Raw genomic sequence first — 21,528 nt, 5'->3', positions numbered from 1 at the left:
CTTAATCCCAGGCCAGAACCGGTTTGATCGCGGCGGGTCGGCTGTCGAGTTCCGGCAGTGTCACCCAGACACCTGCCGGCAGGATCGGGCCTTGCTCGGCCAGGGTCGGGTTGAGTTTCCACAGGGCTTCTTCGGCAGTGTCATCACTGCGACCGGTTTCGCGGTAAAGCAAAAGATTCACCGAGTCGCCGGCCACGCTTCGTACCTTACGCATTGTTGAACTCCGCCAATTCGAGGGTCCAGTCGACCACCATCGCCGTACCATCATCGATGATGCAGGTCTGGGTTTCCTGAACCGTGGTGATTCGCCACAGGCCCCAGTTTCGGCCGATGCCATCAATCAGCGGCAGCGGCACACGAAGGGCTTGCAGCGCCCGCAGTTCATCCAGCCGATCCATGGCTATCGCGTACATTGATTTGCCAGTGATGGTCAGGGTTTCGGGTTTCTGTCCGATTTGATGGGCCTTGGGTTTACTGGTGAGAATCTGCAGCTCCGTCCAGCCACCGTCGGACTTGCGCAGAAAACTGCTGTAGGCAAAACCACGGGACAGGCCAAAGATGAAACTGCCCAGTGCCATTTGTTGTTTCATCAGGCGACTCCATCGGTCAGGGCTGCGTCACGGCGTGTGCCGAGGGGGTTAGTACTCATCAACGGCGTGAAGTCAGAGGTGAAATGCGTCTGCATGACCTGCGCGACCATGGCGCTCACCTTTTCAACGCTGGCCAGATCGCCGCCGCTGAAGTGAAACGCCGGGGCGTAGGTGACATTCGCGCTGGATTGATTTTGTGCTTGCACACTGCTCAGGCCTGCGCTGACTTCTGCAGGTGGTGCCAACTTGTCAGGGGCCGGTGTCGCAAGCCTTTCGCCCAGCGCCTCCCCTTCCTGACTGCCGTAAAAACTCCCGATGGCACCGCCCAGGGCACCACCAATCAACGTACCGACGCCGGGAAGGATGAACGTACCGATCGTGGCGCCGATGCTCGCGCCGGCATATCCGCCAGCCAGGCCTCCCGCCGCCATACCTACGCCTCCGGCGACTTTTTTTGTATCGTTCTCGGCCACGCCTTCGACGACTTTGAGACCGGCTTCGACCATTGTCAGCGGCATGCTCAGTGGACCGGCGATCCGACCGAATCGGGCACCTCGACTGATCATGCTGCGGCCGGCAGCGGATCTCATGTAACCGATTCGACTGACAGCCGCTGCTCTCAGCGGCTCGGTCCTGGTGGCCAGAGTGCCGGCTCTCGTTCGGATACTGCCGGCCAGGGTGCCGGCTCCCGTTCGGATACTGCCGGCTACGCTGACCGCTTTGCCGTAAGCCCCCTGTAGCGTGCCAACGGTATCCTTCACCCAGCCCGCAGCACCGGCGTACATCTTGCCCAGCGGTGCAATGGACCTGATCCCGGCAATACTCAGGACCAGCGCCGCCGTGAGTGTTGGATACTGTTCCGCCAACCCGCTCAAACCACCGGCGACCTTGGCTGCGGTGTCGGCAACAGCGTTGAAGGATGGCAACACCGTATCGCCGGCGGAGGTATAAAGGCGATCCTTTTGCGCATTGAAGCCGTTGATGTGCGCTTGCGATGTCTGCGATTGAATACGGGCAGTCTCATTGACCGCACTGGCCTTTTCGCCAAGCTCGGAACTGGCGTACTGTTTTTTATCAGCCACCAGATCGAAGGAGCGTTTCACATCCCCGGTGTTCTGCAGCATTTTGATCACGGGCTGGTCGACCGAAAACAGCGTCATGGCCAACTCGGACTGCCGATCAGGCGATTGTGTCTTCAACGCCTCCAGCACTTTGAGAATGGCGCCCGGGGCATCGCCTTTCATCTGCTCGGCCAGCGCTTTGGGGTCGAGCTTCAGTTCAGTGAGTGCAGCTCGCTGAGCGGGCGAAGCTTTGTCTCCCAGCGCCACCGTCGTGGTGATTTTCTCGAAGGCCACACCGGCATCCGCCCGGTTGACCCCCGCATTGAGCAACGCCGCAGAAAACGCCGCTGCCTGCTCGGGAGTCATCCCGGCACCTTTTGCAGAAGCACCGTAGTTGCTGAGAATCGAGCCGATGTCAGCCTCCGAGGCACTCAACCGGCTTCCGAGCAGACTGGTTGCATCAGCGAGATCGAGGGTTTGCGCGCGATTGAGACTCATCGACGTGCGCCAGCCGATCAATAGATCGGCCGTATCCGCAGCCTTCATTCCAAACGCTGTCGCCGTGACGCCCGTGTCCCGTGTGAACTCCAGCACATCTTTTTGTCTGGCGCCGTTATCCAGTTCGCCTTTGTCATTTACATGATCATTGCCGACCCCGGCTTTGACAGCGGCGTAACCGACACCTGCAAGATCAAGCATGGTGCTGCCACCGGCAGCCACCTTGGACTCGGTGGCCATTTGCTCCAGCGCAATGCCAAATGTTCGGCGTTCATCACCTTTGAACCCGACGACCGTTTCCAGCTTTGCCATCGCGGTATCAAAGCTGATGGCGGGCCGAAGATCCTTCAGCGCATCCTTGTCAGAATTCGCTGAAGGCACTCCAGACCCCATACCGGCAACAGGGCCGGGCTGGGCCTGTCGATCATTCATGGCTTGTTGCAATGAGCGCTGCGATACCAGCACACCGTGGATCGTGCTCAACACATCTCTGAGCTGAACCTGTTCGCTCGTCAATCGGCGAAGCTCGGCGGTGGAATCCGCCAGTGCCAGCCCCAGGCCTGCGAAGGCGCCCGAAAGACTCAAGTCCGACACAATATTGGCCGATGCTGCATCGGCGCCCTGCATGCTCGATGCGGGGGACATCAGGCTGGCCATTTTACTGGCCGTGTTCAACGCCTGGGCTTGTTGGTCGACCTCGGTGAATGTCAGCGAATAGCTACCGTCTGCCATGCCGCTCTACTCCTGTTTCACGCCAAGACGAGTGATCGCTATGTCGTAGCGGCGCAACGCCTTTTCGGCGTCCCACTCCAGAATTTCCGCCTCACTTACCGGGTAAATGAGCGGCACGATATCGAGGATTACTTCGATGTCGCGCTCTGAAAGAAGGCCGCCGGCTGGTTTAAAAAATCGTCGATGCGCACCTGCAATTGCGTCCAGTCCGGGACGGTCATCAGGGCCAGATCGGGGATCATCAGACCGGTGCAATGGGCGGTGATGAACTCGGCGCGTTCCTTGGCCGTTTTCAGTTTCTTCATCACTTTGGTCGCGCGCAGCACCGGCATTTCCAGGCTCAGCGAGGTCACGGTGCGGCCGGTGACGGCGAGCGGTTGCAGCAGTTGCACCTGGTCGGGATCGTCGGTTTTTTCCGCGTCTTCGACCTGGTCGAGAAAGTACGACGCCGGACGGGTCGACATCTCGTGCACGTACTGCGCAATGGTCACGTAGTCCGGACGCTTGAGCTGATCGAGTTCCTTGACCGACAACCCGGTGGCCAGCAGCGCCAGTTCGAAGAACTGATCGTCTTCGTCGTCGCCGGCGCGTTCCAGCGCGTCTTTCTGGGCGGCGTAGAACAGGGGCTTGAGCTGGATCGATTCGATCTGCGAGCCGTCGTCACCGGTGATCGGCGACAACAGGTCATGCTTGGGTGGCATCCACGACATGAAAGGAATTCCTTGGGTGTTCTTGAAGATCCCTGTGGGCGTGAGCGCCCACAGGGTGTGTGCTTGATGCGCCGAAAAGGCTTACGGCATCAGCACCGCACGACGGGCATCACCGAGGATGTCGACGCCGTTGAGCACGAACTTCTGGGTGCGCACGTCGATGTCGATCACCGGCACGCCATTTTCCAGACGGTTGTAGGTACGGCAGGAGAGCTCCAGGTTGGTCTTGGGCTTCTCACCCATCTTCACAGCGGTTTCCTCCAGGGACTTCAGCTTGCCGCCGACGGTGTGGTAGGTGAACCAGGTGTTGCCATCCTGATCCTGACCGGCTTCACGCACGTTCAGCAGGATGTCGTCGCCCAACTTCACACCCAGTGCAAGCATGACCTCGGTGCCCATGCCTTGCAGGGTCAACTTGGCGTTGAGTGCTTTGCCGCCCTTGACCATTTCTTCAACGATGAAGCGGCCGCCACGCATTTCTTCTACATCGAATTCGATCTTCGGCGGAGTGAACTCTTCCACGGTCGCCGACAGCGGCAGGCCTTGCAGGGTGGCCGCGATGGCCTGGCGATTACGGTTGGTAAACATTAGAGAACGTCCTCCAGGAACTGCTCGATGATTTCATCGCGGGCGTTGAGTTGATAAACCATGTGTTCGTTCGGCGCGTAGCGGCCGTAGTCGATGACCACGTACCAGGTGCCGTTCTTGTACTTCTCGACGCTGTTGAGTTCCGGGTGCAGGTAGACGCTGCCGCCAGGAATGGTTTCGTCGGCGACCAGGGTTTGCAGCCAGTCGTTGATGCGTTTGACTTCCTGATCCATGAACGACTTGGTCAGGTTCTTGGCCATGGCTTTCTGGCCGGCCTTCACCAGCTTGCGGCTGATGGCGTCTTCCAGACCGACGTAGCTGATGAACTTGCCGGTGATCGAACGGTTGCCCAGCAGCGAGAAGCCACCCAGCACGGTGCGGGCGTAGTAGCTGACGCCGTAGCGGTTGAGCAGATCGCCTTCGGTGGAGGTGTCGAGGATGTTGTACTCAACGACGCGGGACACGTCTTCGGCGTAGGTCACCTGGTTGCCCGGGCTTTCCCATTGCTTGACCTTGGCCAGCGCGGCAATTGCCAGGCTGGATGGTGCGAGGAAGACGTTTTTCTTCGCCGCTTTCGAATACACGGCCGGCATGTTGTGCACCACCAGGCAGCGGTCGAAACCGAGGTCGGCGCCGCCCAGTTCCTGGCTGTAGGTCACCTGGTCGGCGACCGAAGCGTCCTTGCCGTCGAGCACCACACGGGCCTTGATGCGTTTGCCGAACGAGGCGAACTCGCTGGCCACCGCTTTGGTGCCGGTGAAGCCCGGCGCACCGATGATGGTCAGGTCTTCAGGGACGCTGCCCAGTGCCGCCAGACCAAGCTTGCGACCGGTCACTGGCTCGATGCCGCCGATCACTGCGTTGACGGTGTCGGCCGGGGTCGCGCCCGCCTCGACGATCACCACGTACACCGGCACCTTGACCACTTTGAGGATCTGGTAAACGGCATGGTACAGGGTGCCCTCTTCCGCGCCGGTCGGATCGAGCAGCGCGTGGGTGGTGAAGCTGTTGATGCGAAACGGTGCGTTGCGCGGAATCAGCGGATCGGCTTTCGGCGCGGTGCCGACCAGACCGATGACGTTGTCACCCAGGCCACCCATGGCCTCGGGGGATTCGGTGGCATTGACGGTAATGCCGTTGTGCTCGAAGTTCAGAACCTCAGCCATAGTCAGTTAGCCTTCTTGGCAGCGGCCTTCACGGCCTTGGTGGTAGGTGTTTTCAGCTCCAGTCGACCGGCGCTGTGCAGGGCACTGGCCTCGACATCGAGCAGATCGAGTTCCTGGCCGACGCTCGACCAGTGCCCACCGCCGGTGGGGAATGGAACGAGCACGGTGTAGGTTTGGCGGGTTGCCATTTTTCGTTTCTCCATAAACGGGAAAGCCCCTCAGAGGGAGGGGCTTGGCGGGTGTTGATTGTGTTGAGTGGGAAAACAAAACGCCCCGGATTCGGGGCGTTATTGAAGTGACGGTTCAGGTTTCCCGGTATCTGTCACAGCTGTCTGGATAGCTTTGATTGCTTCGTCGGCAGCCTTTCTGGCTTCATCGATTGCGCCATTCGCAATCCTGTCTCTGATCAGCTCTTTCGCCTCCAGGCGGCGTTCGCGGACTAAATAAAGTACTTCTGCGTATCTGGCGGATTCAGCCAGCATGCTGTCTGCGGCTTCCCGAGGCGTGCGGCCCATGATTGCCCAGGCAGCGACCGAACGTGGCACTGCGTCTGCGGGATAGCCGGCATCCTTGAAAGCTTGCGCTTCGGCCGTCGCTCGTTCGTATTCGAACGCCCGCAACGGGTCGCCTGCAAAAGTCTGTCGTGCCTGGTCGGCGTAGTTATCAATCCTTGCGCACAACTCGGCGCAGGTCGGCACAGGCTCACCGTCATGCTCCCATTGGCCTTTCCATTCGCCGGTATCACTGACTCGCTCACCTTTGAATCGCGGATTCCAGCAAGGTTGAGGCAATTGGACGGTCGTCCAGTTTACGGCCCCATTGGGGGCATCGGAGGCGTAGAGAAACCGCCCGGTTTGATCAATGACAAAAATCATATTGTCCCCTTAAGCCGCTTGAACGCAAAAACTGAACTGGCACTTGTAACCAGCCACGCCTGCCGTCGATCCAATCGAGTAATCCAGGATAACTTCGCCCGTGGTTTCCACACGCCACGACAGCAACCCCATTCCAAGTTGACCGGTGGTCCCCCAATCGCCCGTCCCACACATTCTGCAGAGGGGACGATAGCCTGGTGGAAGTGTGAACATGACCAACGAATCGACACCGTTACTTACCCAACGTGCGGCATCAAGGCTCACATAGACATTGCCGTTGGCTCTCCAGTAGCGGGAGGAATTACCGTCAGTGAAGCCATTGATAAACGCAGGAACCAGGAGGGTAGTCGCTGAAAAATTGTTTAAAGCAGCGGTGACTACGCTGTTGGTCTGGGCCTGGGTATAGCTGTCGGTAATTCCGTAGCCCGCCAGCGAATTGGGTTTGCCAGAGGTAATCTTGCTCCAGTCCAGCGCAGGGATGTCGGATGCGACCAGAGTTGTGCCACTGGTAGCCACCCCTTTGGCGTTGACGGCAATTTTTGTGTAAGTGCCGGCAGCAACACCTGAATCGGCAAGTGCCAGGGCAATGTTGGCATTCGCCGATCCGTCAAATGACGCGCTACCACTCGCCGCGCCGGAGATGGAAATACTGCGTGCCGTTTCGAGCTTTCGAGCCGCGACTGCAGTGGCGTTGATTCCAAGAGCGTCAGTGATCCCGAAACCGGCCAGTGTCGTGGGGTTAGCCCCGGCCGTTGCGCGGCCATATTCGTCGACGCTCAGACTCTTGTAAGTACCGGCAGCAATCCCCGTGCGCCCGGCCAGCATCTTGAATGTCAGCGCGGTGGTGCCGAGGGTGATCGGCGCGTTGGTAGTCAGGTGCCACAGCGAATCGCCGTTGAGCGTGCCCTCTTCCACCATCACTGTCAGGCCCGGTGTGACCTTGGCGCTGACGTTGGCATCGTTGGCCCGAGTCCAGTCACCGTTGGCGACGATCCACAGACCATTGTCTTTCGCCAGGGTCTGATTCGGCAGCAGCACGCGGTCGCCGGCAATCACCGCCACACCGTCGATCTGCTGCGCACCGTTCAACACCACGTTAGCGGTGGCGGCGACACGTACCGACTGTTTGCCATCGAGCTTGCCGAGTTCTTCGGCGAGGTAGCTCATGACCCAGGCGCGGGTAGCCTTGACCACGGTGTCATCGATCAGCAGCGTCACCAGCGAGGCATTACTGGTCTCGAAAATCGAGCGGATGTAGAACTCTTTGCCCGAGCCGGACGTGGCCAGCACCGGTTTGAACGACTCCGGGTATTTGACGATGGCGTAGAGAATGCCGGTGTCGGTCCACAGACCCGCTTCACGCACGTACCAGCCGCCGACGTCCGGCGGGATGGTGACTTCGGCGAGCAGCCAGCTCGGGTTTTTCTCGTCCTGGAACAGTGCGTTGAGCGGTCCGCGCCAGACTTCGCGTTTCAGCGCGGTAGCCGTCGCGGCCGGGTTGTAGACCGCGCCACCGCCGTCGCCGACGGAAATCTGCGTCAGCTTGATCGGCACGCCCGCTGCCTTGCAGGCGGTTTCGTAGGCAATCCCTGCGTTGGTGAGCAGGGTGTAATAGTCAGCCATTCAGGCCCCCTGAGGATAAATAGTGGATGTTTCGACGGTGTAGAGAGCGGCCGCCATGAAGGCTTTGCCGGAGGTTTCGAGTCCTTCGAGGAACACCGGGTAGACCGTCGTCAGTTCGCCGCAGAACGTCGCGGCACCGATCACATGAGAGCCGAAGGCGCTGAGACCGACCGACACCGACAGCACGTCCCGTTCGCTCTTGGCATCGGCCAGGCGTCGGTCGAGACGGGCGTCGATTTCTTCGCTGTAGGGTTGTTCGCTGAAGGCCCGCACAGAGAAGCTGTAAGGCGCGCCCGGCGGAGTCTGTTCGTACCAGGCGCGGATTTCGGGTCTCAGTTGCAAGCCTTTGGCCGCGTTCTCCAACGCCTTGCGGGTGCCGGCCTGGCGCGCGGTGGGCCAGGCCAGTTCGACGGTCAGGCGCTTTTCCGCTTCCGGTGCGTCGGTGCTCCATTCGGCCACGCCGCGATCCGCCGCGAGATACGGCAGGAACGCGACGGGCGTCGAACTCGGGTTCATCAGCTCGGGAAACGGTGGCGCGATGCGGTCAAGCAATGTGCTGAAGCCGATGTCGAGGGCCCGCTCCAGCGCCGAGCTGTTGGCCGGCAGCAGGGTCGGACGCGGTGTCTGGTCCGTCATAGCGTCTGCACCTCGACCTCGACCGCCGTGCAGTACGGCGCTTGAAACGCGGTACATACGATCGGTGTCAGCGGTTCAAGAATCTGCAATTGCACGGCGCCGGCGCTGTGCAGCGTGTAGTCGATCCAGCTCGGATCGACCCGGCCTTCCAGGCGATGGCAACTGTCGGCGTAGGCCTGCAAATGCTGCTGCGCGGCGACTTTGGTCAGGCCCGAATCCGGGCCGGAGTTGATCTTCGCCACGACGCGGATCTTGTAGCGCTGAATGTCCGCAGCTTTGACGGTGACCTTGTCGGTTTCCGGGCAGACATCGGGTCGGGCAAAGTGTTGGCGCACGCCGTCGAGCAATGCGGTGGACGGTGTGCCGTCGGCGTCGCGGGAAAGCACAGTCACCTGCACTTCACCGGGTGCGGTGCGACGACCGTTGCCATCCTTGACCTGTGCGGCGAGGCCGTCCGGGGCGAAGGTGTAGGTGACGTCGACGACGCCGGCATCGGTGGATTCGACTTTCACTGCCGGCCGTTCGCCGAGGGTGAAGACTTCGCGGCGATACTGCATCCGCGAGCCCGCCGCCGGCGCATGGGGCGCCAGGTAATAGCGCAACCGGGCGTCATCGTCGCTTTCGTAAATCGCCGGCACCGGCGGGAACGCCGCCGGGTCGCCCGGGTCGAGCAACTGTCGCTCCAGGCCCATGTCCGCCAGCCGCGCATCGAGGTTGCTACCGGTGGCCCACCACGCCAGCATCTGCTTGATGCGGGCGTTGTATTTGCGTTCGTGGGTTTGCAGGCGAACGCAAAACGCTTCGAGCGCCATCGTCAGCAGTTCGCTTTCGTTTTCCAGGCTGGTCTTGAGTTTCGCAGCACTCTGCGGCGAGCGGGTACCGACGTATTCCAGGACGAAGGTCTTGAACTCGGCGAGCAGATCCTCGAAGGCCTCGACCTTGATCAGTGAAGGTTCGGCCAGTTGGTTCTGGCCAGGGATCAACATGCTCATGTCACGACCTCGAAAGTCTGTTGGCGGTTTTTCCAGGTGCCGGCAAATCGCAGCAGCAACCCCGCGCCCTGACGGCTGGCGACGATCACTTGCGGCTGAAAATCGCCGATGCCGTTCTGTGCGTTGTAGAACGCCTGCGCGGCGTGGCTTTGCGCCAGAAGCAGAACGTCATCGCCGAGGTTCTGCCCCAGCAACGTGGGGATCAGCGAACCGTACAAGGGCCGCTTCTGCCGTGTGCCCAAAGGCGTGGTCAGGGCCCGGGTCGCGCGCTGCACGAATTGCAGCCAGTCGTCGACCGTGGCCCCGGTGTTTCTATCGATTCCGATCATGGGAGGCTCTTGATTCAGGGGCTGATGACGCGACCCTGGTGATCCACCAGCGGGCCGCTGAAGTGCACGCCCGAGGTGTCGATCGTCAGGCCGACAGCGCCCAGTTGCAGGTTGATCGCTTGCGGTGTCATCACCAGCCGTGCGGGGCCGATGCTCAGCTCAAGGGATTCGCGAGAACCGCTGAAAGCCACAGGACCGTTTTGCCAGTGCAGGGTGTGAGAGGCATCGTCGTAGCCACTTTCGCTGCCATCGACATGCACCCGTCGCGTCAGCGTGGGGACGGTGGCAGCGGGTGGAAAACGGTCACTGTTCAAGCCGAACAACGCCACGCTTTGCGCACCGCTTTCGCCGCTGCCGTAGTTGAACAGCAGACACTGTTCGCCAACGCTCGGAATCCGCGACTCGCTCTGTGCGCCGGCGCTCGGGTTGAAGAACTTGATGGCCGGGGTGAGCAATCCTCCGTGGCTGACCTTGCAGGTATTGCTCGCCGCATCGACTTCCTGACAAATGCCAATGCGGCAATAGCTTTCGGCGCGCCGGTGCAGGTCTTCGATCTCCGCTTCCATCTCGGCCAGGCGTTCGATGATCGGCCCCAGTTGCATACGCAGTAATGCGTCGAACATCGGTCAGGCCTCCAGCGAGGTGTATTGGTCGGGGTCGTCGATGTCGCTGACTTCCCAGGTGCGGGCGAATTTCGGTGTGCCGAGCGGGTCGTCGAGCAAGGTCGGACCGAGGTAGAGGGTCTGGTTGAACGACAGCGTCCAGGCTTTGTTCTGTTGATCGGCACGGGTGAGCAAGGACGGCAATCCATCGATGTTCACCGGCAGATCACATTGATCGCCGGGCAGGCCCCAGCGGTTGTCGGTGATCAGGTTTTTCAGTGCGGCGATCAGGTCGCAGGCAGCAAACGCCGTGGCGGAAACTGCCGGAATGACCTGCAGCGACAGCGTCAGCACATGGGCAATCCGCCCGTTGGCTGCCCGCTCTCCCGGCGCATTTCGTTCGATATCGATCAACACCCAGGCCTTGTCGCCGGGTGCCGTGAAGTCATCGTGATTGCCGACTTGCATGTTCAGGTCAACGTTATTGCGCAAGGCTGTCGCCATCGCCGTGAACAGCTGCGATGGCTGCCGGATCGGTGCGGGCATGCATGACCTCCTTTTCAAATGTCCACGCGCAGTCCCGCCGCACGGCGTGCAGCGAGACAAGAAAGTGAAGGGGTTACTGCGGGTCGCGCGGAGGTACTTCGCAGACGCCGATGCGCTTGGCGGCCCAGCGTTCGTAGAGACCGATGGCGACGTCGGCACCGGCCATTGCGGTCAGGCAGCCGAAGGCGCCGGCGGCCCAGATCGACATGCCGGCGGCGTACAGCAGCATGATCGCCGAGACGCCGCAGATCATGCAGGCGCCGGAGCGCAGGGCCAGCCGTCGCAGCAGTGGCCAGCCGCGGGCGCCGTCCTTGTCGGCGCGCCACATTTCGCCGGAGACCCCGCCCGCCACGGCAAGCAGGATGACCAGCCAGATCGGCATGTCCGCCAACGCTTGTTGCTCGTTTGTCATGTCACGCCTCCTGGTGTGATGGATGAGTGGTGTGTGTTGGGTTCAAACGTTTTCTCTCGAGGCAGGCATTCCAAAAAGCCCGGCATCTCGCCGGGCTTTTCAGTAATGCGTGCTCATTTGTTGTTAGTAAGGTGTCGCAGGCCAGTTGATCGTGGACGGGTAGCCAGGCTGGTTTACGACTTCACTGACAGCGATGATGTATCGCTTATAAGTGATCAATGCTGCCTCATCTGCCGGAGTAGCGATGCCAAGATCAACTTTGCATTGCAATGGATTGAACATCAGGCGACGCGTGGTCTCATCGAAGCGCTGCTGCATGTAAATCGAGGCAAGCGTCAGATGGTCTTCATAAGTCAGCTCGGTAAAAACAAGCCCCTTATCGAAGAAATACTCAACTTTCCAGCCGACTTGAACACCGGAGTTAGCTGTTACATCGTGCCAATTCCCCTGAACCCCATCCGGACTGGTCGTTGGAGCGCTTCCTTCTGTATCCAGCACGTGAGTCACTAATAAAAAAGGTGTTTGGCTAAAAGTCGGGACAAATGCATATCGATTCATTGTTTTTTTCTCTAAATTTTCAGAAGACTGATTTATTCATCTGCACCCCAGCCACCGGGGTTTATTTGCAGATCACAAAGAAACCTCTAGAGAGGCCTTTCAGTCATGCACTCCGGTTTACGATACTGCTGGAGCAAGTACCGCAATTGCATTTATGGCAATGGCGGCCAGACAACGGTCAGTGGGTAACCAGGCTGTTTGTTCACATTACTCAGGTCGATGCAGAACTGCTTGTGAGCCCGCAGATAAGCCTTGTCGGCGTCTGTCGCGATACCCAACTCGACCTTGAATGGCAGCGCGGTCGCGGTCAGGCGATCGTTCAACTTGGCAAGACGGGTGTTTCTTTCGTTGTTCAATCGCAGTGACAACCAGCTCGGCATCGCTGGGTCCGGAGCACTGAACGTCCAGACGCCGTCGTTATTGACTGCTGTCGAGTCATAGTCGATCTGGTTAATGGAAAGACTTGTGACATCCACCCAAAGCTGATCGGCAGGGAATTCTTCTTGAATCGGGTTATTGGTTTCAAAAAGGTTGTCGACCTTACCGCCGACAATGCGTGCGTACTTTTTCATCACTATTACCTTGATCTGCCGGCAACCCGGGCTTGTTTGAAAATCTGCCTGAATCAGTCAAGGCATTCCAAAAAGCCCGGCGCTTAGGCCGGGCTAATCAGTCATGCGATCCTGAATGATCCATTGAGTGGTTAAACCGGCTTACTGAGGCACAACGGGCCAAACAACAGTCCGTGGATAACCTGGTTGCTTGTTGAGATCGCTGATGGCAATGGCGTACTGCTTGTAAACCAGCAACAACGCCGCTTCGGCAGGTTCGGCTACGCCAAGATCAACCTTGAACTGCAACGACTTCCTCAACAGACGATTTTCAATGTCTCTCAATCGCAACAGTGCGTCATATTCGATCTCGTTGATCAGCTCTTCATTGGTTGGTTTTGTGAACGTCCAGCCGCCATTGAAGGACGCGCGGTCATTCACTGCGATTTCAGTGTTTCCGGTTACATCGACCCAATTACCAAAGGGTGAAGTTGCAATCGGCATCTCTTCACTTTCCACCAGACGGGTAACCTTCGATCCTTCTACGAGCGCAAACAACTTCATTCCCTGCTCCTTGGTTTGATATTTCACGAAGATGCGTTCATCTCCAGAGGTACTGCCACAGCGATTGCATCCGCCAGGCACTTCAAAAGGCCCGGCATTACGCCGGGCTCTTCAGTCGTGCACGCGCTGTGGAAGTCTTGTGAGGCGAGTGACTCAGAAAGGAGCAACCGGCCAGTTGAGCGCCGTTGGATAACCGGGCTGATTGTTAATCTCGGTCAGGTCGACGATGTACTGTTTGTAGGCTTGCCACTGCGTCACCTCTGCCGGGGTTGCCGCACCCAGCTCTACCCGGTATTGCAGCGGGTTAAACGGCAGCCATCTGTCCGCAATGTCAAGGCGCAGCTTCTTGCGGGCGGCAGCAATGGCAACGTAGTCACTATAAACGGCTTGAAAGAAGCCAGGTTCCGGGCCGAGGTACCTGTATATCAAGCCAACTTGAGCCTCCGGATTTGTGGTGATATCCATCCAGTAGTCCATCGGTCCTGTCTGTTCAGGAAGTGGCGGCTGACTTTCAGCCTCCACGATTTGGTTGACCAGATAAAAGCTGTACCCGGAGATCAACTCCATCAGTGCATAACGATTCATTCCAATTTCCCTTTGTCTATTTAACCAGGCCCTGCTCTGCACAATATTCATTGCAGGTGATCTGCTCAGAGGAGCATTCCAAAAAGCCCGGCAATGCGCCGGGCTTTTCAGTAATGCACTCCTTTACCTTCCTTCAATCCTGTGTACGTGAAGGAAGCTGACTTTTCGGCGCTACTGGCGCGGTACGAGTCCGTTCAAATTGTTTTTCCGACCGCGGTCCCTGCCCGCCGGATAACTGCTTCTGGTGCTTTACGCTGCACACCCGGGTCAGTTGCCAACCCTCTGAACCGTTGAGGCCGGTTCATCGCTGCCTGTTCTTGTGGAACTAAAGAGCTGTTGTTGCCAGCCGCTTTGTCGAGCGGCTTGGTGGCAAGAATATGCATGTATGCATATCCAGTCAATGCGCAAATGCATTTATTTATGCACAAGAAATGCACGGACGCATGAAAGCCCCGCCAATCAAGGGTTGTCCGGTTTTCTACAGGCGAAAAAAAACCCGCCGTGGGCGGGTTTTATCTGAGAGAGGGATCGTTATCGGGCGTACATGCCCCACCAGAAGACGTGACCGAGGATGACAATCTGCTCCTCCTGGATCTCCTGGAAGCTGTAGTCCTCATCCGGATGCTCATCGCGATTGAAGCTGCGCAGGCGGATACCGGTAGGCAGGCGATAGAGCTGCTTCACCCGCAATTGACCGTTGTGATTGATCGCATAAAGGTCGCCATCGACAATGTCGCCGATCCCGCACTTGCCCGCGTTGACACCGACAGTGGCGCCGTCACGCAGTACCGGCAACATGCTGTTGCCCCGTACGGTCACGCATTTGGCCTGGTCGAACTGCACACCATTATGGCGCAGGCTGCGCTTGCCAAAGCGCAGGCTAGAGCGCTCGCTCTCTTCGATGACGAATCTTCCTGATCCAGCAGCCAATTCAACCTCGCGAAGAAAGGGCACCGACACCTCGTCATCATCGACGGGCGTGTCATCGTCCCACAGGCTTATGTCCTTGAGTTCGGAATGCAACTCCTCGCGCCCGCCGCCGGCGACCGGCGCAACATCCGCGCGCCCGCGCAACTGATCGGTGCTCACGGCGAAGTACTCGGCAATCTTCGAGATGTGTTTATCCGAAGGATCGACGATCTTCCCGCTGAGAATCCGCGAGAGAGTGGATTGAGGCACGCCAGTGCGACGGTGGAGCTCCGTGGGGGAGATCCCGTGCTGATCGAGCAGTGCTCTTAAGACGGAGGATACGTTGCGTTTTTGCATAACGCGCATAGTGCTTGAAGTTTTTCGGGAAGACAAATGCTGATTTGCATAAATCGTGCATAATCGAGCTTTTTGCGCCAGATACCTGTCACCCGGCCGCGATGCCTGCGTCCGACAGACCGCCCATGGTAACCTTGCGCCCATCGCGGAAAAGCCCGGCCACTGCCCCGCTTTTACCCCACACCTTCCAACGAGTTACCTGACAATCCGATGAATAAAGCCGTCTCCGACCTGTCCTCCCACACCCCGATGATGCAGCAGTACTGGCGCCTGAAGAATCAGCACCCGGACCAGCTGATGTTCTACCGCATGGGCGACTTCTACGAGATCTTCTACGAAGACGCGAAGAAGGCGGCCAAGTTGCTGGACATCACCCTGACTGCCCGTGGGCAATCGGCGGGGCAGGCTATTCCGATGTGCGGGATTCCGTATCACGCGGCGGAAGGTTATCTGGCGAAACTGGTCAAGCTCGGCGAGTCGGTCGTGATCTGCGAGCAGGTCGGTGATCCGGCCACCAGCAAGGGCCCGGTGGAACGTCAGGTAGTGCGAATCATCACCCCGGGCACAGTCAGCGACGAGGCACTGCTCGATGAGCGTCGCGACAACCTGATCGCGGCGGTGCTGGGGGACGAGCGCCTGTTCGGTCTGGCGGTGCTGGACATCACCAGTGGCAACTTCACGGTGCTTGAGATCAAGGGCTGGGAGAACCTGCTGGCGGAGCTTGAGCGGGTCAACCCGGTCGAGCTGTTGATCCCGGATGACTGGCCAAAGGATCTGCCGGCGGAAAAACGCCGTGGCGTGCGTCGCCGCGCGCCGTGGGATTTCGAGCGTGATTCGGCGCTGAAAAGCCTTTGCCAGCAATTCTCCACTCAGGATCTCAAAGGCTTCGGCTGCGAAACGTTGACCCTGGCCATCGGTGCCGCCGGTTGCCTGCTGGCGTACGCCAAGGAAACCCAGCGTACCGCCCTGCCCCACTTGCGCAGCCTGCGCCATGAACGTCTGGACGACACCGTGGTACTGGACGGCGCCAGCCGCCGCAACCTGGAACTCGACACCAACCTGGCCGGTGGCCGCGACAACACCCTGCAATCGGTTGTCGACCGTTGCCAGACCGCCATGGGCAGCCGCTTGCTGACCCGTTGGCTGAACCGTCCGCTACGCGACCTGACCGTACTGCTCGCACGCCAGACCTCGATCACTTGCCTGCTCGACCGCTATCGCTTTGAAAGCCTGCAACCGCAGCTCAAGGAAATCGGCGACATCGAGCGGATTCTGGCGCGGATCGGCCTGCGCAATGCCCGTCCTCGCGACCTTGCCCGCCTGCGTGATGCACTTGGCGCCCTGCCTGAACTGCAAGTGGCGATGACCGACCTGGAAGCGCCGCATCTGCAACGTCTGGCCACCACCACCAGCACTTACCCGGAACTGGCGGCGCTGCTGGAAAAAGCCATTATCGACAACCCGCCGGCAGTGATCCGTGACGGCGGCGTGTTGAAAACCGGTTACGACAGCGAACTCGACGAGCTGCAATCGCTGAGCGAAAACGCCGGTCAGTTCCTGATCGATCTGGAAGCGCGGGAAAAGGCTCGTACCGGCCTGGCCAACCTGAAAGTCGGCTACAACCGCATCCACGGCTACTTCATCGAGTTGCCGAGCAAGCAGGCTGAATCGGCACCGGCGGACTACATCCGTCGTCAGACCCTCAAGGGTGCCGAGCGCTTCATCACGCCTGAGCTGAAAGAATTTGAAGACAAGGCGCTGTCGGCCAAGAGCCGCGCCCTGGCTCGCGAAAAAATGCTCTACGAAGCGCTGCTGGAAGATCTGATCAGTCAGTTGCCGCCGTTGCAGGACACCGCTGGCGCGCTGGCCGAACTCGACGTGCTGAGCAACCTCGCCGAACGAGCACTGAACCTCGACCTGAATTGCCCGACCTTCGTCAGCGAACCGTGCATGCGCATTACTCAGGGTCGTCACCCGGTGGTCGAGCAGGTACTGACCACGCCGTTCGTGGCCAACGACCTGAGCCTGGATGACAACACCCGCATGCTGGTGATTACCGGCCCGAACATGGGTGGTAAATCCACCTATATGCGCCAGACTGCACTGATCGTGTTGCTGGCGCATATTGGCAGCTTCGTGCCGGCGGCCAGCTGCGAACTGTCGCTGGTGGACCGGATCTTCACCCGGATCGGTTCCAGCGACGACCTGGCCGGCGGGCGCTCGACCTTCATGGTGGAAATGAGCGAAACCGCCAACATTCTGCACAACGCCACCGAGCGCAGCCTGGTGCTGATGGACGAAGTGGGTCGCGGCACCAGCACGTTCGACGGTCTGTCCCTGGCCTGGGCGGCAGCCGAGCGACTGGCGCACCTGCGCGCCTACACGCTGTTTGCCACGCACTATTTCGAACTGACCGTGCTGCCGGAAGCCGAGCCCTTGGTGGCCAACGTGCACCTCAATGCAACCGAGCACAACGAACGCATCGTGTTCCTGCACCACGTGCTGCCAGGGCCGGCCAGCCAGAGTTATGGTCTGGCCGTGGCGCAACTGGCGGGTGTGCCGAGCGAAGTGATCGTGCGCGCCCGTGAACACCTGAGCCGCCTGGAAGACACCGCTTTGCCGCATGAAGCGCCTAAACCGGCCGCCAAGGGCAAACCGGCGACGCCGCAACAAAGCGACATGTTCGCCAGCCTGCCGCATCCGGTGCTGGATGAGTTGGCTAAACTGGACATAGACGACATGACACCGCGCCGTGCGCTCGAAATGCTCTATGCACTAAAGAACCGGATCTAAGCACCGATGAACCGGATATAACGCAAAAGGCTTCAAGCTGTTAGAATCTCGCGCGGTTTGGGATGCTGCTGGCTAATAGCCTGGCTGGCAGACATCGCTCCCGAACCTGGCGACCCCAACCGTGAAGGGGCAACGCTGCCGCCGCCTGAGGAGAAAATTAGAAATGACCTTCGTCGTCACCGACAACTGCATCAAGTGCAAGTACACCGACTGCGTAGAAGTCTGTCCGGTGGACTGCTTTTACGAAGGCCCGAACTTCCTGGTGATTCACCCGGATGAGTGCATCGACTGCGCCCTGTGCGAACCAGAATGCCCGGCCGTAGCCATTTTCTCCGAGGATGAAGTCCCGGAAGAGATGCAAGAGTTCATTCAACTGAACGTCGAGCTGGCGGAGATCTGGCCGAACATCACCGAGAAGAAAGAATCGCTGCCGGATGCCGAAGAGTGGGATGGCGTCAAAGGCAAGATCAAAGACCTCGAACGCTGATCTGTCCCGCGTTTGAAGAAAAGGCCCCTTGCGGGCCTTTTTGCTTTTCCGGGTTTTGCTTTTCTTCAGGCAAAAAAAGGGGCGGTTTGACCCGCCCACATTTTTTCCCTATTCCCTGTGTTCCTTTTCATCGTCCTGATGAATCGCGTCCTGCGATGTCCTTTCCCCTCTTCCTTGAAGGGCGTGTCTGTCCGTCGACACAACCCAGATACTAGAGATTTCCCTGACAGCCGCAACCGGCCTGCTCAGCTAAAACACGCAGTCATATGCACTTAATATTTAAAAATAACCATGTAAAACAATAAGTTGAATATCTTCACCAAGCTCAATGGACGTCTGCCGCAGTGTAAAAATAGCGAACACTTACGAAAGAGTAAGCCAGGGCTTACAACGCGAGACTACAAACCCGGGGAAGCAAACCGCTTTGCCGCAGAAAACAAAAAGCCCCGAACCAGTCGGGGCTTTTTGTGGCGATCACGCAAGGCGCTTATTGAAACAGCGACTCGCTCGACAGGCCGTTTTTCTCGAGGATTTCACGCAGGCGCTTGAGGCCTTCCACCTGGATCTGTCTCACCCGTTCCCGGGTCAGACCGATCTCCAGGCCCACATCTTCCAGCGTGCTGCTCTCGTGACCGCGCAGGCCGAAGCGGCGTACCACCACCTCGCGTTGCTTGTCGGTCAGCTCCGAGAGCCATTGATCGATGCTCTGCGACAGATCGTCGTCCTGCAGCAGTTCGCATGGATCGGTCGGACGGTCATCCGTGAGGGTGTCCAGCAGGGTTTTATCCGAATCCGGACCCAGCGAGACGTCGACCGAAGAAACCCGCTCGTTCAGGCCCAGCATGCGCTTGACCTCGCCCACCGGTTTTTCCAGCAGGTTGGCGATTTCTTCGGGTGAAGGTTCGTGATCGAGTTTTTGCGTCAGCTCCCGTGCAGCCCGCAGGTACACGTTGAGCTCCTTGACCACATGGATCGGCAGCCGGATGGTCCGGGTCTGATTCATGATCGCGCGCTCGATGGTCTGACGGATCCACCAGGTCGCGTAGGTCGAGAAGCGGAAGCCGCGCTCGGGATCGAACTTTTCCACCGCCCGGATCAGCCCGAGGTTGCCCTCTTCGATCAGATCCAGCAGCGACAGCCCCCGATTGACGTAACGCCGGGCGATTTTGACCACCAGCCGCAGGTTACTTTCAATCATGCGCTTGCGCCCGGCGGGATCGCCACTTTGCGACAAGCGCGCAAAATGAACTTCCTCTTCCGGGGAGAGCAATGGGGAAAAGCCGATTTCGTTGAGGTACAGCTGCGTGGCATCGAGTGCCCGGGTGTAGTCGATGTACTTGTGTTGCTTAAGTGAAGCGGAGTGTTTGGATTTGGCACGAACGGAAGGTGGAGCAGCCCCTTCATCATTCGACATCGAATCCGAATCGATGCCGGTCTCCATCAGGAGAACCTCATCGTCGATGTCAAACTCCGGCACTTCTTTACTGAGAGCCATTGTTATAGTCCTTTGGTGAGTTCGACCCCAAGCTCAAGCGACGCCTTTATCCTTGGCAACGCTGGAGCCTGTCCCCTCTACGCGACGGAACAGGCTGGTCTGCAAATCAACGTCTTGGCAGGAACTGCAGCGGATCTACAGGTTTACCTTGTCGGCGAATCTCAAAATGCAGTTTCACCCGGTCTGTACCCGTTGACCCCATTTCGGCAATTGTCTGTCCGACTTTGACCTGCTGCCCCTCCCGTACCAACAGCCGACGGTTGTGTCCGTAAGCACTGACGTAGGTTTCACTGTGTTTGATGATGACTAATTCGCCGTAGCCCCTTAAGCCACTCCCGGCGTAAACCACCGTCCCATCAGACGCAGCTAAAACAGGCTGTCCCAAATCCCCGGCGATATCAATTCCTTTATTCAAACTACCGTTTGAAGAGAATTTACCAATCAGAATGCCATTAGATGGCCATCCCCAGCCGGTCGGGGCCGGGCCCGGTGGAGGCAATGGAGCCGGTGCCGGCTTGTTGGCGACGGACGGTACAACGGCCGCAGAAGTCGCCCCGGAACCGGTGGTTGTGGTGGTCGTCGTGCCATTCGCCTGGCGCCGGATTATCGTGGTTTTGCTCGACGAAGACGGCGCAGAACCGCTGTTGCTCACCACCGCGGTCGACGTTGAACCAGGGCGGCCATCGAAGCGAATCGTCTGACCCGGATGGATCGTGTACGGCGTAGGAATATTGTTCCGGGCAGCGAGGGCTTTGTAGTCCCAGCCGTAGCGAAACGCGATCGAAAACATGGTGTCACCCGGACGGACTACGTACTGCCCGGTCGTCACTGTAGGACGCTGGGCCACCGCATTGTTGCGATCGACGACCCGCACGTTGCTCGATTTGGTGCTGGAGCAACCGACCAGCAAGGTGCTCAAGACAAGGCCAGTCACCAGGCGCTGAAAGCTCGTGTTACCCATACGCTGCGCAATGACTGTGAGACTCACCCGCCGCTCCCTTTGTGGTGGCTGAAAAATGTGGAATGCCGATTCCGGCATGTAACTTCGCAAGTATAACGGGCGAAACAGGCTTTACCTTTAATGAAGCGATATCGCTCGACGCACACGTTTGCTCATGGACGATAAATCCTGTTTAAACAATCGATGCCGCTGTAAGACAGGCGCTCTCGCAAGGAATTCAGCGCCGGCAAACAAATGCTCAGGCCAGCGGCCCGTTGAGCAATGGCACGAAGCGAACCGCCCCGAGAACGTGTCGGGAGAAGCCGTTTTCTTCGCGCACGATCAGCATCAATTGCTGCACTTCTCCGGAACCGACCGGAATCACCAGCCGACCGCCGGGCGCCAGTTGATCGAGCAAGGCCTGCGGTACGTCGGTCGCCACGGCCGTGACGATGATGCCGTTGTACGGCGCCAGCGCCGGCCAGCCTTCCCAGCCATCGCCCCAGCGGAACACCACGTTGCGCAGGTTGAGTTCGACCAGACGCTCCTTGGCCCGATCCTGCAGCACCTTGATCCGCTCGACAGAGAACACCCGCTCGACCAGTTGCGACAACACCGCCGTCTGGTAACCGGAACCGGTGCCGATCTCCAGCACCTTGTCCAGCGGCCCCGCCTCGAGCAGCAACTCGCTCATGCGCGCGACCATATAAGGCTGAGAGATGGTCTGGTTGTGGCCGATCGGCAGCGCGGTGTCTTCATAGGCCCGGTGCGCCAGCGCTTCATCGACAAACAGATGACGCGGCGTACGACGGATCACTTCCAGCACATTGGCGTTGGACAAGCCTTCTTCATATAACCGCTGAATCAGGCGTTCACGGGTGCGCTGGGAGGTCATCCCGATGCCGCTGCGCAACCGGTCGTCTTGTTCA

The 21,528-nt window shown here is 59.0% G+C and carries 26 protein-coding genes; 2 read left to right on the top strand and 24 right to left on the bottom strand.

The features are described from left to right. Position 1 precedes the first annotated feature (1 nt). The 21 genes from AC1RME_RS18685 to AC1RME_RS18585 all read right to left on the bottom strand — a co-directional run bounded on the left by AC1RME_RS18685 (position 2) and on the right by AC1RME_RS18585 (position 14,884). Complete coding sequence (locus AC1RME_RS18685) at positions 2–214, bottom strand: tail protein X (RefSeq protein ID WP_493091615.1); 213 nt, start codon at positions 212–214, stop codon at positions 2–4. After that, positions 207–590, bottom strand: coding sequence for a phage tail protein (locus AC1RME_RS18680; RefSeq protein WP_273539261.1), 384 nt, complete (start codon positions 588–590; stop codon positions 207–209). The genes AC1RME_RS18685 and AC1RME_RS18680 overlap by 8 nt, the downstream gene beginning before the upstream one ends. Continuing rightward, positions 590–2,881: a phage tail tape measure protein gene (locus tag AC1RME_RS18675; protein ID WP_493091614.1), complete on the bottom strand. Its 2,292-nt coding sequence runs from the start codon at positions 2,879–2,881 to the stop codon at positions 590–592. Before AC1RME_RS18675 ends, AC1RME_RS18680 begins: the two co-directional genes overlap by 1 nt. A 128-nt stretch (positions 2,882–3,009) precedes the next feature. Beyond that, positions 3,010–3,591 (bottom strand): phage tail assembly protein, encoded by a 582-nt coding sequence (locus AC1RME_RS18670; RefSeq protein WP_192559917.1) that lies wholly within the window; start codon positions 3,589–3,591, stop codon positions 3,010–3,012. An 81-nt stretch (positions 3,592–3,672) separates the two neighbouring features. Next, positions 3,673–4,179 carry a phage major tail tube protein gene (locus AC1RME_RS18665; protein ID WP_134825665.1) on the bottom strand — a complete coding sequence of 169 codons (507 nt, stop codon included), beginning with the start codon at positions 4,177–4,179 and terminating at the stop codon, positions 3,673–3,675. After that, positions 4,179–5,345 carry a phage tail sheath protein gene (locus AC1RME_RS18660; RefSeq protein ID WP_248738157.1) on the bottom strand — a complete coding sequence of 389 codons (1,167 nt, stop codon included), beginning with the start codon at positions 5,343–5,345 and terminating at the stop codon, positions 4,179–4,181. Before AC1RME_RS18660 ends, AC1RME_RS18665 begins: the two co-directional genes overlap by 1 nt. Before the next feature lie 2 nt (positions 5,346–5,347). Further along, on the bottom strand, positions 5,348–5,533 hold the full coding sequence (locus AC1RME_RS18655; protein WP_096819598.1) for a hypothetical protein: 186 nt from the start codon (positions 5,531–5,533) through the stop codon (positions 5,348–5,350). Between the two features lie 99 nt (positions 5,534–5,632). Then, on the bottom strand, positions 5,633–6,220 hold the full coding sequence (locus AC1RME_RS18650; RefSeq protein WP_255261906.1) for a phage tail protein: 588 nt from the start codon (positions 6,218–6,220) through the stop codon (positions 5,633–5,635). A 9-nt stretch (positions 6,221–6,229) separates the two neighbouring features. Further along, a complete protein-coding gene (locus AC1RME_RS18645; RefSeq protein ID WP_255261907.1) occupies positions 6,230–7,843 on the bottom strand; it encodes a phage tail-collar fiber domain-containing protein in 1,614 nt (537 codons plus the stop codon). Then, complete coding sequence (locus AC1RME_RS18640; protein WP_273539884.1) at positions 7,844–8,479, bottom strand: phage tail protein I; 636 nt, start codon at positions 8,477–8,479, stop codon at positions 7,844–7,846. After that, on the bottom strand, positions 8,476–9,471 hold the full coding sequence (locus AC1RME_RS18635; protein WP_493091613.1) for a baseplate J/gp47 family protein: 996 nt from the start codon (positions 9,469–9,471) through the stop codon (positions 8,476–8,478). Before AC1RME_RS18635 ends, AC1RME_RS18640 begins: the two co-directional genes overlap by 4 nt. Next, on the bottom strand, positions 9,468–9,800 hold the full coding sequence (locus AC1RME_RS18630; protein ID WP_102621413.1) for a phage baseplate protein: 333 nt from the start codon (positions 9,798–9,800) through the stop codon (positions 9,468–9,470). Before AC1RME_RS18630 ends, AC1RME_RS18635 begins: the two co-directional genes overlap by 4 nt. A 14-nt stretch (positions 9,801–9,814) precedes the next feature. Next, entirely contained in the window at positions 9,815–10,423 is a 609-nt protein-coding gene (locus tag AC1RME_RS18625; RefSeq protein WP_493071686.1) for a phage baseplate assembly protein V, read from the bottom strand. Between the two features lie 3 nt (positions 10,424–10,426). Continuing rightward, on the bottom strand, positions 10,427–10,948 hold the full coding sequence (locus AC1RME_RS18620; protein ID WP_493091612.1) for a hypothetical protein: 522 nt from the start codon (positions 10,946–10,948) through the stop codon (positions 10,427–10,429). Between the two features lie 73 nt (positions 10,949–11,021). Beyond that, complete coding sequence (locus AC1RME_RS18615) at positions 11,022–11,360, bottom strand: phage holin family protein (RefSeq protein ID WP_096819604.1); 339 nt, start codon at positions 11,358–11,360, stop codon at positions 11,022–11,024. Between the two features lie 123 nt (positions 11,361–11,483). Continuing rightward, positions 11,484–11,918 (bottom strand): tail fiber assembly protein, encoded by a 435-nt coding sequence (locus AC1RME_RS18610; protein ID WP_096819605.1) that lies wholly within the window; start codon positions 11,916–11,918, stop codon positions 11,484–11,486. 152 nt (positions 11,919–12,070) lie between these two features. Beyond that, positions 12,071–12,490 (bottom strand): tail fiber assembly protein, encoded by a 420-nt coding sequence (locus tag AC1RME_RS18605; protein ID WP_096819606.1) that lies wholly within the window; start codon positions 12,488–12,490, stop codon positions 12,071–12,073. A 141-nt stretch (positions 12,491–12,631) separates the two neighbouring features. Then, on the bottom strand, positions 12,632–13,033 hold the full coding sequence (locus tag AC1RME_RS18600; RefSeq protein ID WP_096819607.1) for a tail fiber assembly protein: 402 nt from the start codon (positions 13,031–13,033) through the stop codon (positions 12,632–12,634). A 153-nt stretch (positions 13,034–13,186) separates the two neighbouring features. Next, complete coding sequence (locus AC1RME_RS18595; protein WP_096819608.1) at positions 13,187–13,618, bottom strand: tail fiber assembly protein; 432 nt, start codon at positions 13,616–13,618, stop codon at positions 13,187–13,189. Between the two features lie 194 nt (positions 13,619–13,812). Beyond that, positions 13,813–14,001, bottom strand: coding sequence for a hypothetical protein (locus tag AC1RME_RS18590; protein ID WP_134825654.1), 189 nt, complete (start codon positions 13,999–14,001; stop codon positions 13,813–13,815). Positions 14,002–14,149: 148 nt separating this feature from the next. Then, on the bottom strand, positions 14,150–14,884 hold the full coding sequence (locus tag AC1RME_RS18585) for a LexA family transcriptional regulator (protein ID WP_085729827.1): 735 nt from the start codon (positions 14,882–14,884) through the stop codon (positions 14,150–14,152). A gap of 210 nt (positions 14,885–15,094) precedes the next feature. Here AC1RME_RS18585 and mutS point away from each other — a divergent pair, with 210 nt between their 5' ends. Further along, positions 15,095–17,677: a DNA mismatch repair protein MutS gene (gene mutS / locus AC1RME_RS18580; RefSeq protein WP_096819609.1), complete on the top strand. Its 2,583-nt coding sequence runs from the start codon at positions 15,095–15,097 to the stop codon at positions 17,675–17,677. A gap of 163 nt (positions 17,678–17,840) precedes the next feature. Continuing rightward, positions 17,841–18,164 (top strand): ferredoxin FdxA, encoded by a 324-nt coding sequence (fdxA, locus tag AC1RME_RS18575; protein WP_007908827.1) that lies wholly within the window; start codon positions 17,841–17,843, stop codon positions 18,162–18,164. A gap of 487 nt (positions 18,165–18,651) precedes the next feature. On the opposite strand, the gene rpoS is transcribed toward fdxA, so the two are convergent. The 3 genes from rpoS to AC1RME_RS18560 form a co-directional block, all read right to left on the bottom strand. Beyond that, on the bottom strand, positions 18,652–19,659 hold the full coding sequence (rpoS, locus tag AC1RME_RS18570) for an RNA polymerase sigma factor RpoS (RefSeq protein WP_007954831.1): 1,008 nt from the start codon (positions 19,657–19,659) through the stop codon (positions 18,652–18,654). Between the two features lie 106 nt (positions 19,660–19,765). Further along, positions 19,766–20,647: a peptidoglycan DD-metalloendopeptidase family protein gene (locus tag AC1RME_RS18565; RefSeq protein WP_096819610.1), complete on the bottom strand. Its 882-nt coding sequence runs from the start codon at positions 20,645–20,647 to the stop codon at positions 19,766–19,768. A gap of 211 nt (positions 20,648–20,858) precedes the next feature. Then, on the bottom strand, positions 20,859–21,494 hold the full coding sequence (locus AC1RME_RS18560; RefSeq protein ID WP_173861377.1) for a protein-L-isoaspartate(D-aspartate) O-methyltransferase: 636 nt from the start codon (positions 21,492–21,494) through the stop codon (positions 20,859–20,861). Between the last annotated feature and the right edge of the window lie 34 nt (positions 21,495–21,528).

This window comes from Pseudomonas sp. GW822-FHT03F08 (genome assembly GCF_058801265.1).
Note: the sequence above shows the minus strand (reverse complement) of the source record. Positions and strands in the feature narration are given on the sequence as shown.

Coding starts and splice junctions, on each gene's coding strand:
- AC1RME_RS18685 (WP_493091615.1), bottom strand. CDS start 214: ATGCGTAAGGTACGAAGCGTGGCCGGCGACTCGGTGAATCTTTTGCTT.
- AC1RME_RS18680 (WP_273539261.1), bottom strand. CDS start 590: ATGAAACAACAAATGGCACTGGGCAGTTTCATCTTTGGCCTGTCCCGT.
- AC1RME_RS18675 (WP_493091614.1), bottom strand. CDS start 2,881: ATGGCAGACGGTAGCTATTCGCTGACATTCACCGAGGTCGACCAACAA.
- AC1RME_RS18670 (WP_192559917.1), bottom strand. CDS start 3,591: ATGTCGTGGATGCCACCCAAGCATGACCTGTTGTCGCCGATCACCGGT.
- AC1RME_RS18665 (WP_134825665.1), bottom strand. CDS start 4,179: ATGTTTACCAACCGTAATCGCCAGGCCATCGCGGCCACCCTGCAAGGC.
- AC1RME_RS18660 (WP_248738157.1), bottom strand. CDS start 5,345: ATGGCTGAGGTTCTGAACTTCGAGCACAACGGCATTACCGTCAATGCC.
- AC1RME_RS18655 (WP_096819598.1), bottom strand. CDS start 5,533: ATGGCAACCCGCCAAACCTACACCGTGCTCGTTCCATTCCCCACCGGC.
- AC1RME_RS18650 (WP_255261906.1), bottom strand. CDS start 6,220: ATGATTTTTGTCATTGATCAAACCGGGCGGTTTCTCTACGCCTCCGAT.
- AC1RME_RS18645 (WP_255261907.1), bottom strand. CDS start 7,843: ATGGCTGACTATTACACCCTGCTCACCAACGCAGGGATTGCCTACGAA.
- AC1RME_RS18640 (WP_273539884.1), bottom strand. CDS start 8,479: ATGACGGACCAGACACCGCGTCCGACCCTGCTGCCGGCCAACAGCTCG.
- AC1RME_RS18635 (WP_493091613.1), bottom strand. CDS start 9,471: ATGAGCATGTTGATCCCTGGCCAGAACCAACTGGCCGAACCTTCACTG.
- AC1RME_RS18630 (WP_102621413.1), bottom strand. CDS start 9,800: ATGATCGGAATCGATAGAAACACCGGGGCCACGGTCGACGACTGGCTG.
- AC1RME_RS18625 (WP_493071686.1), bottom strand. CDS start 10,423: ATGTTCGACGCATTACTGCGTATGCAACTGGGGCCGATCATCGAACGC.
- AC1RME_RS18620 (WP_493091612.1), bottom strand. CDS start 10,948: ATGCCCGCACCGATCCGGCAGCCATCGCAGCTGTTCACGGCGATGGCG.
- AC1RME_RS18615 (WP_096819604.1), bottom strand. CDS start 11,360: ATGACAAACGAGCAACAAGCGTTGGCGGACATGCCGATCTGGCTGGTC.
- AC1RME_RS18610 (WP_096819605.1), bottom strand. CDS start 11,918: ATGAATCGATATGCATTTGTCCCGACTTTTAGCCAAACACCTTTTTTA.
- AC1RME_RS18605 (WP_096819606.1), bottom strand. CDS start 12,490: ATGAAAAAGTACGCACGCATTGTCGGCGGTAAGGTCGACAACCTTTTT.
- AC1RME_RS18600 (WP_096819607.1), bottom strand. CDS start 13,033: ATGAAGTTGTTTGCGCTCGTAGAAGGATCGAAGGTTACCCGTCTGGTG.
- AC1RME_RS18595 (WP_096819608.1), bottom strand. CDS start 13,618: ATGAATCGTTATGCACTGATGGAGTTGATCTCCGGGTACAGCTTTTAT.
- AC1RME_RS18590 (WP_134825654.1), bottom strand. CDS start 14,001: ATGCATATTCTTGCCACCAAGCCGCTCGACAAAGCGGCTGGCAACAAC.
- AC1RME_RS18585 (WP_085729827.1), bottom strand. CDS start 14,884: ATGCAAAAACGCAACGTATCCTCCGTCTTAAGAGCACTGCTCGATCAG.
- mutS (WP_096819609.1), top strand. CDS start 15,095: ATGAATAAAGCCGTCTCCGACCTGTCCTCCCACACCCCGATGATGCAG.
- fdxA (WP_007908827.1), top strand. CDS start 17,841: ATGACCTTCGTCGTCACCGACAACTGCATCAAGTGCAAGTACACCGAC.
- rpoS (WP_007954831.1), bottom strand. CDS start 19,659: ATGGCTCTCAGTAAAGAAGTGCCGGAGTTTGACATCGACGATGAGGTT.
- AC1RME_RS18560 (WP_173861377.1), bottom strand. CDS start 21,494: ATGACCTCCCAGCGCACCCGTGAACGCCTGATTCAGCGGTTATATGAA.